The organism is Paenibacillus sp. FSL M7-0896 (assembly GCF_037975415.1).
Classification (GTDB): domain Bacteria; phylum Bacillota; class Bacilli; order Paenibacillales; family Paenibacillaceae; genus Paenibacillus_AQ; species Paenibacillus_AQ silagei.
The window spans coordinates 3,545,569-3,560,387 of the sequence record NZ_CP150250.1 but is presented as its reverse complement, the minus strand read 5'-3'; the positions used below and the strand labels follow the sequence as shown (position 1 = coordinate 3,560,387).

Annotated in this window: 8 protein-coding genes; all 8 read right to left on the bottom strand. The window is 49.6% G+C overall.

The window, feature by feature from the left end:
- Positions 1 to 111: 111 nt before the first annotated feature.
- Entirely contained in the window at positions 112 to 1,668 is a 1,557-nt protein-coding gene (locus tag MKY12_RS15005; RefSeq protein ID WP_339314375.1) for a BCCT family transporter, read from the bottom strand.
- Between the two features lie 114 nt (positions 1,669 to 1,782).
- A complete protein-coding gene (locus MKY12_RS15000) occupies positions 1,783 to 1,971 on the bottom strand; it encodes a hypothetical protein (protein WP_036726849.1) in 189 nt (62 codons plus the stop codon).
- Positions 1,972 to 2,121: 150 nt separating this feature from the next.
- Positions 2,122 to 2,706, bottom strand: a complete 585-nt coding sequence (locus MKY12_RS14995; RefSeq protein ID WP_339256977.1) for a GNAT family protein — start codon at positions 2,704 to 2,706, stop codon at positions 2,122 to 2,124.
- A complete protein-coding gene (locus MKY12_RS14990) occupies positions 2,693 to 4,048 on the bottom strand; it encodes a radical SAM protein (protein ID WP_339314373.1) in 1,356 nt (451 codons plus the stop codon). The genes MKY12_RS14995 and MKY12_RS14990 overlap by 14 nt, the downstream gene beginning before the upstream one ends.
- Entirely contained in the window at positions 4,049 to 4,300 is a 252-nt protein-coding gene (locus MKY12_RS14985; RefSeq protein ID WP_339256973.1) for a phosphopantetheine-binding protein, read from the bottom strand.
- Between the two features lie 23 nt (positions 4,301 to 4,323).
- Complete coding sequence (locus MKY12_RS14980; RefSeq protein ID WP_339314371.1) at positions 4,324 to 7,824, bottom strand: condensation domain-containing protein; 3,501 nt, start codon at positions 7,822 to 7,824, stop codon at positions 4,324 to 4,326.
- On the bottom strand, positions 7,817 to 13,621 hold the full coding sequence (locus tag MKY12_RS14975) for an amino acid adenylation domain-containing protein (protein ID WP_339314369.1): 5,805 nt from the start codon (positions 13,619 to 13,621) through the stop codon (positions 7,817 to 7,819). Before MKY12_RS14975 ends, MKY12_RS14980 begins: the two co-directional genes overlap by 8 nt.
- 20 nt (positions 13,622 to 13,641) lie before the next feature.
- On the bottom strand, positions 13,642 to 14,796 hold the full coding sequence (locus MKY12_RS14970) for a U32 family peptidase (RefSeq protein WP_339256967.1): 1,155 nt from the start codon (positions 14,794 to 14,796) through the stop codon (positions 13,642 to 13,644).
- Between the last annotated feature and the right edge of the window lie 23 nt (positions 14,797 to 14,819).

The following is a 14,819-nucleotide window of genomic DNA, read 5'->3' as shown; positions in this document are numbered from 1 at the left end:
TTTTCTAAGTTCTCTACAACTACCTCCATTCTGTTAGCTTCTATCCTTAGATTACCCTTTGTGATCTTTAACACACCTTTTTAAAATTTTAGTTATAAGGATAACATCGGGTCAAATGGAATCCGCATTAGCTTGGATAGCCTCATGCTCTTCCAGCAGCTGCTTCAGCTGTTGGCGTTGGCGTTTTTCCCGTTGACGGCGCTCTTTATCCTCCTCCTTGAGCGCTTTAAGCAAGGAGAAGCACATGCCGATCAGAACAATGGCAAAAGGCAGCGCAGCTACAATGGAAGCGGTCTGAAGGCCGCCCAAGCCGCCGCTAATCAGCAGCACAACAGCGATGGAGGATTGCAGAATTCCCCAGGTTAGTTTGACTCTTGCGCTGGGATTCAGCTTGCCGTCTGACGTCAGCATGCCCAGTACAAAGGTAGCCGAATCGGCTGATGTAATGAAGAAGATCATAATCAGGATCGTAGCTATTAACGATACTATGGTGCCTAAAGGCAATTGCTCCAGCATGACGAAAAGGGCGGTGGTCGTGTCTCCTTTAACGGCTTCAGCTAGCTGGACACCATCGAAGAGCTCCATTTGCATGCCCGTTCCCCCGAATACCGAAAACCAGATAAAACCGAACAGACTCGGTATAATCAGCACACAAATGACAAATTCCTTGATTGTTCTTCCTTTGGATACCCTCGCAATGAATGTTCCGACAAAGGGTGCCCAGGCAATCCACCAGGCCCAATAGAATAAGGTCCACGCCCCTACCCAGGTTCCCTTGGAAAAAGGCGTTAACCTCAAGCTCATATTAACGATGTTTTGCAAATAACTGCCTAATGTAGTTGTAAAGGTATCAAAGATAAACGAGGTCGGACCCGTCATCCATACGAACAGCATCAAAAGAACGGCGATCACCAGGTTTGTGTTGCTGAGGATTTTGATACCCTTGTCCAGACCGCTGGTAGCGGAGATGAGGAACAGCACGGTCACAACCGCAATAATTGCAATCTGAGCGGCTACGGTGTTCGGAAGTCCGAATAAATAATGCAGACCTCCGTTAATCTGCAGAGCTCCGAGCCCAAGCGAAGTCGCTACTCCAAAAATCGTGGCAATCACCGCCAAAATATCGATGGCCTTGCCCAGCCAGCCGGAAACGAGCCTTTCCCCTAGTAAAGGGATGAAAGCTGAGCTGATTAAGCCTTTATACCCTTTGCGGAACTGGAAATAAGCAAGCGTCAATCCAATAACGGCATAGATGGCCCATGGGTGAAGTCCCCAATGGAAAAAAGAATAGCGCATGGAGATCCGTGCTGCTTCTGTCGTCCCTCCTGTTACGCCCTCCGGCGGAGATAAATAATGGGACAGCGGTTCAGCCACTCCCCAGTAGACCAGCCCGATCCCCATTCCTGCGCTGAATAGCATCGACAGCCAGGAGACTGTGGAATATTCCGGTTCATCGTCATCGTCTCCCAGCCGGATACTGCCGAACCTGCTGAAGGCTAAATAGAAGGTGAAGATCAAGAAGAACAGAGTCGCCAGCAAATAGAACCAGCCGAAATTATGGATGGAGAAAGTGTACGCGGCATTAGCGGTACTGGCCATCTGGTCAGGCGCCACTGCTCCCCATATGGCAAAAATCGTTACGATAGTAATTGAAATGATAAAAACCATATATGAACCTCCATGAGTAGTGTATGTATACAATAATAAACAAAAAAACCCTCAGGAAAGCATGGAAGGCTTCCTGAGGGGTCCATCCATTGTACTTTTCCGTCAGTGTCCTGCTCAGTTCTGTCTGTTCTCCACCGATTTCATACGGTTCTGGTCGTCAGGCACCCGGTCATGACTGAATTCCTGACCTGCTTCTACTTCCCCATCTTCGGATACAGCCCGGGCAAAGCTAGTGAACTGTCTCTTCTCCTCGTCCTGCTCATGCTTCAGCTTCAAAAGCTCCTTCGGGTCCTGAGTTGTCATCACGCTAACCTCCTGAGAAATCTATTCATGCTGTTTATCTGCACTATAGAAGTTTTTCCATACTATCGGGGTACTTATGCACGAAGCTCACCACTAATGCAAAACACACCGCCAGGTGCCTTAGCGGTGTGTTTTGTCATTTCAGCTAACCTATTGGCTGACCGGCGAGCCTGCGATGATCGGCTTCACGAATACCGATTCGAATTCCTCGGCCAGCATATCCATCAGGATTGCATCATATTTCACGCCTCCGATAATGCGTGCCTGTCTTCTTCTCCCAATCTCTTTGAATCCGACCTTCTTATAGCATTGAATGGCTCTTTCATTAAAGGCGAACGTCCCCAGCATAATGTTGTTCAAATTCAGCAGATTGAATCCGTAATCGAGCAGCAGTCTCATGGCGTCAGAGCCGAAGCCTTTTCCCCAAAACTCCTTATCGCCGATAAAAATCCCTGCCTTGGCATTCCGGTCAACCAGATTGACATCAAACAGCAGGCAGCGTCCAATGGCCAAGTCGCTCTCCAGATCCACAATGCTGAACATATGCGTTCCAGACTTAAGTACATGCTCTATCCCCTCACGCTCCTTGTCCAGAGACGTTAGTAGATAGGCTTCATTCCCAAGCGGCGCTGTTACCTCCAGATCATTGAACCAGCGGGTCCAAGCCTCCGCATCGTCAGTAGCTACCGTGCTTAAGTAACACTTCTTTCCGGTTAATTTCTTATAGTACTTCATGAGCTTCTCTCCTTTTCGGACTCATATGCTGCTGCAGCGGCGAGGCTAATGCTGTCCCCAGATGCAGCGAGTACTGGTCAAATAACAGCCGGGCCATAGCCATGACCTCTGCAGTAGCTTCTTCACTATTGTTAAAGTACTCTGCCAAATTCTCAATAATGTTTTTCATCGCAGTTTTGCCGTCACATGCCTTGATAAATGCGAGAAATACCGGATCATTGCGCAGGGTCTTGGTTTGGAGCTGCTGATCACGCCGTACATACACGATGGTTTCATCCGGGCTTTTCTCCCATACAGTTAATACCTTGTAATCCAGATGAGGGATCGAGCTAAGCAGCTCAACGTCATTATCTATAGGGAAGAAGCTGTAGTTCCGGTCCTTTTTCCAGGCAGCGATTACATGATAGGATAAGCAGCCGCCATAACATAGTCCGCTGCGCTTGTGCTCGCATTCCCGGCACTCATCAAGAATATCAATGTCTGCCAGCAGGCGGGTCCGGCGGTTAAAATACTCCGTGAGGTCTTGAATGCCGGAGAAATCCTTGGTGTTAGCCTTCATGATGGAGTACAGGCTGTAGCATCTCCAGGCTTCACCGCCTTGGGCAATATCCACGACTGCATTGCAATTGAATTTCAGACCTGGCTTAACCAGCATCAGCTCGGCGAGTTGTTCTGGAGTATATGCGCAGGGCGGCAATGATCCACAGTCGGGATTGACCTCTAACCCCAGCGCACGGGCATCCATAATAAAATCATAAACGACATCGGCCAGCTCCCGGAAATCTTGTGCGGGATCAATCTGGAAAGCGGCAGAATCATGGATGTTGGGTGCAGCAATACTATATCTGATTCTCCGGATTCCGAAGGTGCGGGCCATCTCTAAGATATAAGAATAATCGAAAGGATATTTGTAAATGGTAAAGCCAATAAAGGCCGTTTCGGGGTTAACCGCGTCCAGAGCGGCATACAATCTGTTTTTTTGCTTCTCCGTATACATATCGGGCTGTAGCACATTAAACAGATAGACAATCCGCTTTGACTTCTCAAAGGGCAGACCGGCAATGTATTTACGAACCTTCTCAGACCAAGTTCCATTCGTCAACACGTTGATATACTTCCCCCGGACCGACAGTAGCTCCTCCAGCATCTCGGTGAACTTCGGGTGCGTGGTTGGTTCGCCTCCGCACAGATTGGTCACGACATTATGATCAAATTTCAGGATGCTTCGGAACTCATCCAGCGGCATATGCTGGAATTTAATCTCGTCATTGCATTTGGTTTCTGTTGCAAAACAGAAGGGACAGTTCAGATTACAGGAGTTGGTGATGATTACGTTCCCCATTTATGCTACTCCCTCCAGCTTGTGCTCTATATATTCAATCAACTTACCCGCGGTTCTGAACAGATTATAGTCCAACTCTTCCTCGCCAAATTCAAATCCAAATTCCGTTTCGAAATCAACAACAATCCGGATGAAGTTGATGGAATTGATGCCAAGCAGCAGCAGGTCGTCATCAAGCTCCAGGGGCTCCTCTTCGCCAAGCTCCAGATTTCTTTTAAGAATCGATAAGACGCTTCCTTTTATTTTTTGCATTTGTTGCACCTCCGGGAGGAATTTTAGTTAAGTGTCTTCAGTAATTCACCGAAATTAAGGTCATTGCTACGGATGATGCTTTGAAGAAGCTGGGCTATCTGCTTTAATAGCTCATTTACAGCGCTGTATTCATATTGGCTCTCGTTATAGCAGATTAGCAGAGTTAGTGTACTCGCCGGTGTTACATATAATCTGAGAGGAATATTAATTTGCGAGACACGGCCCTCAATGCTCATGGTTATGCCCTCGTATTCCTTTTCCTCCAGCTCCATAGGAATATTCTGAAAGACTAAGGTCCTTTCATAGATCGCCTGCTGAAGCAGATCCATTGCAACACCGGACCATTTGGAGATTTGTTGGGTAGTCGCATACTCGTAAGAACGCATTGCTAGCTGACGGGTCTGAAGCTGCTTCATCCATCCGGTACAGCCTGTTGTCCCGGGGATTGTAATTCTTACAGGAACCACCGTAATGAACAGCCCTGCCATACCTTCAATTCCATCCAGCCCTTCAGATCTGCCGGAGGTTTCCACCCCCATAATGACGTCGCTGCTGCCGGTTGTATGACTAATCAGGACGCCCCATGCTGTCTGGACTAAGGTATTTAACGTCAGGCCATGGTTTTTGGAGAAAGCAGCAGCAGCCTCCATGAAGGATTCAGGCAGTACCAGTTCCTGTGTTACGATATTGAAATCAGAACCTTCCGTTCGCTTCTTGTCTTCCCTTTGCGGTCTTGCAGGCACGTATCCGGCAAATTCCTGCTGCCAGAATTGTCTTGCCGGCTCCAGATCCTGCTGTTGGAGCCATTCAATATAGCTATGAAATGATTTGCTCTCTTCCAGAGCGGGCTCGCTGTGATTCACAAGAGCCTTGTATGCAATCAGCAGCTCATTAATAATTAAATGCATGCTCCAGCCGTCAATGAGCGAGTGCTGAAAGGTCCAGATGAAATAGTGGCTTAACTGATCCGTTCTGGCCAGGCACCCCCGCATTAAGGGGGCCTCTGTTACCTTGAAGCCCCTGCCCCGTTCCTCTGCTATATAAGCCTGTACAGCAAGCTGCTGTTCCCCGGGAGTTAAACAGGACCAGTCCAATTCTCTGATCTCCGGGATAGCTTGCCTGTAGACAACCTGCAGCGGTTCTGGTACCTTCCGCCAGACGAAAGCAGTTCTTAATATCGGATGACGTTTAACCATCTCCTCCCAAGCCCTGAGGAACATTGGGGCATCCATTCCCCCAGTTATCTTGAAGACGAGCGCAAACACATCATTGCCTTTTTTATAAGCGGCAATGTTCTGTGCAAGAATTAAATGCTGCATCGGTGAAAGAGGATATACCGCTTCCGCCTCCGGATACCGCTCCTTAACGCCGTTAATCACCCCGCTGCTTAAGCGACGGCTCTGTTCCGCAACGAATTCGGCCGATATTCTTTGTTCCCGGGCCTTCAAGCCCTCTCTGGCGCTGCGGACGGTTTGTTCTTCCAGAGCAGCAATGGTGGGAAAGTTCATGACTTGCTGTACCCCCACCTTGAAGCCGGATTTGTGCAGCCTGGAGGCTAAGCGGATCGCTTTTATCGAATCCATGGATAATTCATAGAAGTTATCATGAATTCCAATACAACCGATTCCGGTAAGCTCCGTAAGCACCTCAGCGGACAACTGCTGGAACGGAGTGACCGGCGGCTCATAGGGTGCACTTAACGAAGAGCGTTGGTAGTCCGAAGCCAAGGACAGCCCGGTAGTCTCCTTAGCAGCAGGTAATGGATTATAGTCTTCCCCGGATCTGATTCGGTCTTTAAGAAGAACTACCTTGGTATTGTAAGGCTCCCGCTCAAAGGAATAACCAGGCAGGGACATCCGGGGTGGGGAGATATCCATGTATAGAAGCCCCCAGTTCACCTCCCTGCCCTGTAGCCACGGGTTAACTAATTCATGAAGGAAGGGGACGCTGGGTATTAAGCACTCTTCCAGATCTGAGGGATACAACCGCCGGACACTGAGCGGGATTCCCTCCTCTGTTCTCTCGCATATCAGAATGCACCGGTGGACTAAATGCTTCCTGCCCGTCTGCAAAGTATGTGCTGCTGCAAGCAGAGATATATTTGCGTGGCCGTCCAGATAAGCCTCAAGCCGGTCGGCCATTTTTGAGAGCATCTTCCCGGTTAATGCCGAGAGCGGCAGGATATACGGGCCTTGGCCCGTCCCGGTAGGCTGCTCTTTACAGGGGGCTTGCTCCAGGATGATATGCACGTTCGTTCCTCCAATTCCCAATGCATTTACACCTGCACGCAAAGGCTGCGGTCCGCGTTCCAGCTTCATGCATTCATCTGCGACATAGAAGGGGCTGTTAACAAAATCAATATGCTGATTCGGGCATTCGAAATGAAGCGTCGGCGGAATCCGGCGGTGCTTCAAGATCAGGACGGTTTTAATAAAACCTGCAATGCCAGAGGCAGCATCCAAATGTCCGATATTGCTCTTCACGGAGCCGATCCCGCAGAACTGTCTTGACGTTGAACCGAAAGCCTGCGTCAAGGCCTGAATTTCTGTGGGATCTCCAAGTACAGTGCCTGTGCCGTGTGCCTCCACATAACTAAGACTCTCCGGCATAACCCGAGCAATCTTCAAGGCCTGTCTGACTGCAAGGGCCTGAGCCTCTACACTTGGAGCGGTGTAGCCCACCTTTCTGCTCCCGTCATTGTTCATGGCACTGCCCTTAATTACGGCTTGAATATTATCACCGTCTGCCAAGGCATCCTTTAAGCGCTTGAGCACCACAATTCCCGCACCGCAGCCGCCTACAGTTCCTTGCGCCATATCATCAAAAGGGCGGCAATGCCCGTCCGGAGCCATAATCATTCCCTCACTGAAGGTATAGCCTTGCTTGATCGGGGCTGTGATAGACACACCTCCGGCCAGCATTATCCTGGATTCACCTGTAAGGATGGCTCTACAGGCTTGATGAATTGCGGTCAGAGAAGTGGAACAGGCCGTATTGACCACGTAGGCCGGCCCTTTCAAGTCCAGCTTGTAGGCCAAAAGCGTTGCCAGGAAATGAACATGGATATAAGGATACAGCGAGTGATCAAAACGCTCGTCCATATAAGCATGAGCCTCCCAATTGAAATTGGGGGAAGCGCCGACACAAATTCCGATGTTCCCAGGGTACGTATGCGGATTATATCCTGCATCCTCCAGTGCATGCCAAGCACATTCATGGAGAAATCGAATCTGCGGGTCCATCATGTCAGCCTCGAGCGGACTGTATCCGAAAAAATTGGAATCAAAGTATTCCACTCCGCTCACTACACCTCTTGCCGGAACGTATCCGGGGCTGCCGAGCGTTTCTTCATCCCAGCCAGCCTGCCGCAGCTCCTCTGCTTCAAAGTAAGAGATGGACTCCACACCATTTACAAGATTATTCCAGTATTCCTCTACATCTGCCGCTCCCGGAAACCTTCCTGCCATGCCGATTACCGCAACCTCCAGACCTGTATATGCACTAGATGGTGGAAGGTTAGTCATTATGATCACCGGTCAGGCTGTAGATGGTAGCCTGCATTAATTCAATGCCTGCTTCAATGTCAGAGTCGCATTCCTCCAGAGAAGAAGCAGTATGGCTTACATACCCCGCCAAATGGCTGATGGTGGGATGAGCGAATACATCCGCTACCGGAATACTCCGCTGGAACTCCTGCTCCAAGCGGCTGTTCATTTTAAGAAGAAGCATAGAATTTCCGCCGAGTTCAAAAAAGGGGTCATTGGCGCCGACACGGTCCAGTTGCAGAATCTCCTTCCAGATTGCTGCAATCCGCTCCTCAATTCCGGAGGCCGGCGGGCTATATTCCGATTTCAGCTGAAGTAAATCCCGATCGGGGCGGGGCAGCCGCTCCTTATCCAGCTTGCCGTTGACCGTAAGCGGAATGCTGTCAACCTGCAGGATATAGGCTGGAACCATGTATTCCGGCAGATGTTCAGCAGCGTAACGCCGAAGTTCACCAGGCTCGAGTGTGCGGGAAGACACGGCATAGGCGATTAATTGCTTGCTGCCATCACTATTCTCTAGATCCATTACATCGACCACGGTCTCTTGTACTGCAGGAAAGGAAGAGAGAACTCCCTCCACTTCACCTGGTTCGATCCGATATCCCCTGATTTTGAGCTGCTGATCCTCCCGCCCCAGATAGATCATTTCACCATCTGCCATCCTGGCGGTGTCCCCTGTCTTATACATTTTCGTTCCGGCTGCAAAAGGATTGTCTACAAACCTCTCGCCGGTAAGCTTTGGATTTCCAGTGTATCCTTTAGCCAAGCCGTCTCCCGCAATGAATATTTCTCCAGTGACCCCTTCCGGAACGGGCTGCAGGCGCTGATCCAGCAGGTATATGCCTGTGTTCCCTGCGGGCCTTCCTATCGGTACGGACGCCCCTGTCAGCCTGTCCGGGTCAAATAAATAGTGCATGCAGCCAACGGTCGCTTCTGTGGGACCATACTCGTTGAAGATTTCCGCCCGGCCTTCAAAAGCCTGCCATACCTCATTAGCCAATGCGGTTGAAAGGCTCTCCCCGCCGACAATGAACCTCTTGACCGTTGACCCACTGACCTTTCTCCCGCCCAGCAGCTTTAAATGAGATGGAGTCAGCTTCACAGCGCCTACCTTATCGCAGCTGATTACTTCTTCAAGCAGTTGTTCATTCTTGCCATGAAATACGATAATTGCATTGCCGCTAATCAACGGTACAAACAACGAGGTGACGGTTAGATCAAAGGAGAGGGAAGTGAATAAGGCAAAATGCAGCTGTTCACCTCTGACATAGTGTCTGGAAGCCCAGCAGGCATAGTTCGTCAATCCTCTGTGGCTGACTTCAACGCCTTTGGGTTGTCCGGTTGACCCGGAAGTGTAAATAATATAAGCGGTATCCTCCATACCGGCAGCTACTTCCAGATCTGCATAGTCGAAGGCTGAAATCAGCTCTTCATCATCAATCATGACAATCGCTTCTTCGGAAAAGGTTAGCATGTGCGCCTCCTTATTCCATAAGGAGGCTTCTTGAGCAAGCAGCAATACTGCTCCGCTGTCCCGCATAATAAATTGTTGTCTGCCGGACGGATATTGCGGGTCTACCGGAACATACGCCGCTCCCGCCTTCAGCGTCGCCAGGATGGCCGCCACAGCTCCTATAGAGCGTTCCGCCAGTAAGGCTACGACCTGTCCGGTGGCTCCCTTCTGCTGAAGGAGCCGGGCCAGCCGGTTGGAGCGTTCATTTAACTCCTTGTACGTAATGCTGCTGTCACCGCAATAGACTGCAACAGCATCAGGAGTAAGGGCAGACTGGGCTTCTATCAGCCTGACAATACTGCTGTTCCGGGGATAGTCTTCGGCAGTATCATTGAAATGGACCAGTATACGTTCCGTCTCCTCGGCAGTCATCAGCTTAAGCTCACTGACTGAACAGCCGGGGCGTATCAGCGCATCTGCAAGCAGACGCTGATAATAATCTGCGAACCTTTCCACTGTGGAGGCCTTGAACAAGGCGGTGGCGTATTCAAATTCAAAGCATAAGGTCCCGTTTACTTCCGTACATTGCAACGTCAAATCGAACTTCGAGGTATCCCTTTGATAGCTATTGGGAGCGATAGTCAGGTTAGGAAGCATAAGCTCCGGAATATCTGTATTTTGAAGCATAAACATCGTATCGAACAGTGGATTACGGTTTAAGGCTCGTGCCGCACTCACTTGCTCGATCAGCTCCTGATACGGATAATCCTGATGCTCATAAGCCTTCAAGGTCGTTTCTTTTACTTGGCGGAGAAGCTCTTTAAAAGTACTATCAGGTGATACTTCCCCTTTGAGCGCCAAGGTATTAACAAACATCCCGATCACACCCGCCAGATCATCGTGCCTGCGCCCTGCAATCGGGCTGCCGACAATCAGATTCTTCTGGCCTGTAAGTCTGTTAAGCAGCACGAAATACACTGACAGCAGAATCATGAATGTGGAGACCTTTTCTGTGATTGCCAGTTCTTTCAGCGAAGCTGTAACCTCAGCCGGAATAGTGAAGGTTAATGTACTGCCTGCGAATAGGCTGACTGCCGGTCTCGGGTAATCCAGCGGCAGCTCCAGCACAGGGACTTCTCCTTGAAACAGATGGGTCCAATACGCTCTGTCCTTTTCAAGCCCTCCCTTGTTCTGGTCCAGCCAATTCACATAATCCTTATAGCTCACGCTGAGCTCAGGAAGATCAGTGCCGGAATATAAAGCCATGAATTCTTCGATCAGGATTTGAAGAGACACTCCATCTGCAATGATGTGGTGCAGGTTAACGGCAAGCAGCATCCTGTTCCCGGTCTGCCGGATAAGCCCTGCTCTCAGGAGGGGAGCTTCTTCAAGATTAAAGGGCTGCATGAAATCTGAAATGATCGCTTCGGGACGCTCTTCATCCCTGCTGCCGGACAGCAGCATCAGTGAAAATGGAACCTCTGCATGGATACGCTGAACGTACTCGCCGTCCACAAGATGAAAGGAGGTCCGGAATGCTTCATGACGCCGGATTAACTGCCGGAATACCTCTTCCAGTTGCTCCGTATCCACTTCTCCTTCCATCGCCAGCACAGCGCTTAAATTGTATACGGTACTGTCAGGCTGCAGCTGCTGCAAAAAATATAATCTGGCCTGGGCTGAGGACAGAGGGTAGTAGCTCTGTTCTTGTACCTTTTCAATGGCGGCATAATTTATCTTCAAAGCGCTTGTAATAGAATCCGCCTGTTCACGAATGGTCAGCTTTTCAAAAAGCTCATTAATGGATAGCTTCACATGCATTTGCTTGTATACTTTTGCAGCCAGTGCTGTGAGCTTTAGGGAATGGCCTCCCAGCTCGAAAAAGCTGGAATCCCGGCTAATCTGCTGCAAAGGAATTTCCAGAATATCCGCCCAAATGACTGCAAGGGCTTGCTCTGCCTCTCCCTGGGGAGGAAGCTGCTCAGCCGCAATACGCTCTGTATGCAAAAATGCTGATGTATCCACCTTGCCGTTGGGGGTCAGCGCTATTTCCTCCAGCTTATAAAAGGAAGCCGGTATCATATATTCCGGCAAGGAGCCGCGCAAAAATGCTCTGAGCTCTGAATCCGTAACCATAGTTCCGGGGTTCTGCAGCACATAATATGCGCGCAAGGCTTGTTCCCGGTCATCCTTTCCGCCCGCTGCGCTCAGGACAATAGCTTGCTTCATTTCGGCATGCCGCAGCATCGCCTGTTCAACTTCAGCCGTCTCAATGCGGTAGCCTCTAATTTTAACCTGATGATCAAGCCGGCCCGCCAGCTCAATGGTTCCGTCCGGCAGCCACCGGCCTAAGTCACCTGTCTTATAGAGGGTACCTCCGCCAGGAAGATAGGCCTGCCCGCGGAATTTCTCACGGGTCAGCTCCTCCTTGCCGAGATATCCCCGGGAGGAGACGCCTGCTCCTATCACGCATAGCTCGCCATACCTGCCTATCGGCTGAAGATTTCCCTGCTTGTCCAGAATCAGAATGGAGGTATTATCGATGGGTCTGCCGATTCGTACGGTCTCCTCCATCTGTTGATTCCGGTGCACTGCGGATAATACGGAACATTCAGTTACTCCGTATTCTATTGCCAGTTCTACCCCGTTTCCGAGATCTTTAGCTTGGCAGACCAGCGCGGAGGACACTTTGTCACCAGCCAGTACAATGGTCTTTACGGTGGCTAAATCTTCCTGCCTGATGTGCTCAAGCATGGACTCAAGCAGCATAGGCACACAGATGAAATGAGTTACTCCGCCCGTTACAATGGCATCCCGGATACGGTTCATATCCCGGTTCCCGTCTCCGCCCAGAATAATCACACTGGCCCCGGAGATCAGAGGCGTAAAGAAGCTGGCAACAAATCCGTCAAAGGCGCAGGAGAATAATTGCAGGGTAACATCCTGAGGACCTAACTGATAAGCTTCTCTGCGGAACAGCAGCATATTCGCCACATTTCGGTGCTCAATCATTGTTCCCTTTGGATTTCCTGTGGTTCCCGATGTATAAATGACATAAGCCAAGTCTGCAGGGCCAGGCTCCGTCGTGCCGTCTCTATGCTCCTCCATGTGCGGTTCGTCAGTCAGAGGCGGAAGTTCATGAAGAAACAGATATTCAACCTGGGCCAAGCCCTCTACTCGCGGCATATCCCCTGCCGATTCATCACCCAGAACAAGCCTGACCCCGCTGTCTTCAATCATGTATAGAATTCGTTCCCTTGGATACCCGGGATCAATGGGCAAGTAGGCAGCGCCGGCCTTTCCGATGGCGAGCAATGAGACCGCCAGCCAGCGGGAGGGAGAGAGGATGACTCCCACAATACTGCTGCGGTTCACTCCCCGCTTAAGCAGGAGGGATGCCAGCTGGTTAGCCTGCCGGTCCAGTTCTGCATAGGTCAATTCTTCATAGGAGGAACCGTATTGCTGCATTCCCTGTATGCGGACTGCGGTGTGACCCGGAGTTCTCCTGGCCTGCTGCTCAAACAGAGCCGTTATCGTCGCCCTTTCAGGAGCGGGTACAGTCTGGCCTTGAAAAGCAAACAGCAGCTGTTCTTGTTCTTCGGCATCCATAACAGTTATGTCATTAACCGGCAGCTCGGTGTTCAGCAACACCTGACTCAGAACAGATGGATAAGCAATGAACATTCTGCTGATCTGGGAGGCATCCACCTCCGCCGGATTATAGGCGAGCGTGTATTCTATTCTGTTCCCGCTCTTCCGAAGCGTGGTTCTCAATGAGCATTGCTGGAACTCATCCGAGTTCGGCAAATGAAGGGCTTCATACCTGAATCCATACTGGTATACATGCTCATTACTGTCCAGCTTCAGCTCCTCCAACAGCTTGCTTACAGGATAGAACTGATTTGCATAACCGTCGATTACAGTTTGCCTTACCTGCATCAGAACACTTCTGAAGGTAGCTTCGGGACTAAGCCGGTCATGCAGCAGAACTGCCTTGTTGTAATGTTGGGCGCTGTCTTTTAAAGCAGGTGACACGACTAGAATATCTTCGCTACCCATGTAGCGCACAAGCAGCGCTTTGAAAGCAGCCAGCAATAACACATAAAGCGACAAGTCATTGCCTTTGCTCATTTTGTTCAGTTTTTCACATAACTCCTCGTTCAGTTGTACGATTTCATTGCACTCCCCGGAGGCTGTCTCTCCGGTAATAGGTACTGCTGCCGGAAACAACTCAGCTTCAGGGCAGCATCCGGCCAGCTTCGTATGCCAGTATTGTCTGGCCTCATCAAACACTTCAATGGAAGCCAAGCGGTTAATAGTCATCTTCTTACTCTCCTTTTGCCCTAGAGGTCAAAATCAACCTCTACGGTGCGTTTCGTCTCCTCTTCCTCTGAGCTGCACGATTCTATCATTCCGTTGAATTTGTCATATTCATGATAGAAGGTCCGTGCCATTTGAACGACTTCCGTAGCCTTATCATAGTCGATGATCCTTTTAGAGTAGCTGGTACAGTAATTGCAGGAATCACAGCCCTTCTGGCAAAAATGTTCCTTCTCGTAGAAAGGTTTGATGAAGCCTTCTAATTTTTTATTGTCCAGCAAAATTTTGAAATGGTTAACCGAATGGAACATGTTGATAATATCCATTAAATCTCCATCATGGCTTCGGTCAAAATAGCATTTCAAGGTTCTTACAGGGTCGCCCTTCATCACCAGGTGCCGGCCCTGTAGCTTGAAATAACGGATACCGGCTGAAGTGTAATAAGGAATATCCTCAGGCCTTACCCAGGCAATCTTCAGCAGATTCCCAATGTCCCTGTACCTCTGAAGTACACAGCGGTGTTCATAATAGTTCACACTGATCTCACTGGCCGACCCGGTGGAATCTCCGCCAATCTGGTTATAGTGAAACATCCGGTAGACACAGTCCTTCAGACAGATGGGATTGATAATGATCTCAACCTTATCTCCGAAGGCCTTGACGATCTCCCGCAGGGTACCGAAATTGCGGTTAATCGATTCGTCCACAACAATCCTGTCAACACCCATGTCCCGGTAAAAGCTTGCTTTATTTGCATTCGTAATTTGACATAATGTAGAAGATTTTACTGCGAAATCATATCCCGATGACTTTATAATTTCTACCAGCGAAGGTAAGGCTGCCGTAATCGAGCGAACCCCTGCCTGATACAGATCAGCCAGGAAGCTCCGGATTTCCTGTACGCCTTCTCTTGTAAATTCCTTATTATTCAAATAAATGGCGTTAATCGTATAATTAAAATCGATATCCCTAGCCTTGGAATATTCGATATATCTGCGTAAATCCAGCAGGTCAATCCGGGGCAGCTGATTAACGGCCCTTCCTGAAGCCAGCTCATTGTTGACCGTAATATTTCCGTATGTCTCCAGCACCTTCGCATGTGTATACTCTTCATTCATTTGCGCGTACCGGTCAATCGTTTCCATTTTGAAATCAGCGGGAACGCTGTAGTACTCCATGGGTTCACTTCTCCTTTGGCGGA

What these genes read in the sequence shown, in the direction of transcription:
- MKY12_RS14980 (WP_339314371.1), bottom strand. Translation starts at nt 7,824, where the DNA reads ATGACTAACCTTCCACCATCTAGTGCATATACAGGTCTGGAGGTTGCG.
- MKY12_RS14970 (WP_339256967.1), bottom strand. Translation starts at nt 14,796, where the DNA reads ATGGAGTACTACAGCGTTCCCGCTGATTTCAAAATGGAAACGATTGAC.
- MKY12_RS15000 (WP_036726849.1), bottom strand. Translation starts at nt 1,971, where the DNA reads ATGACAACTCAGGACCCGAAGGAGCTTTTGAAGCTGAAGCATGAGCAG.
- MKY12_RS15005 (WP_339314375.1), bottom strand. Translation starts at nt 1,668, where the DNA reads ATGGTTTTTATCATTTCAATTACTATCGTAACGATTTTTGCCATATGG.
- MKY12_RS14990 (WP_339314373.1), bottom strand. Translation starts at nt 4,048, where the DNA reads ATGGGGAACGTAATCATCACCAACTCCTGTAATCTGAACTGTCCCTTC.
- MKY12_RS14975 (WP_339314369.1), bottom strand. Translation starts at nt 13,621, where the DNA reads ATGACTATTAACCGCTTGGCTTCCATTGAAGTGTTTGATGAGGCCAGA.
- MKY12_RS14985 (WP_339256973.1), bottom strand. Translation starts at nt 4,300, where the DNA reads ATGCAAAAAATAAAAGGAAGCGTCTTATCGATTCTTAAAAGAAATCTG.
- MKY12_RS14995 (WP_339256977.1), bottom strand. Translation starts at nt 2,706, where the DNA reads ATGAAGTACTATAAGAAATTAACCGGAAAGAAGTGTTACTTAAGCACG.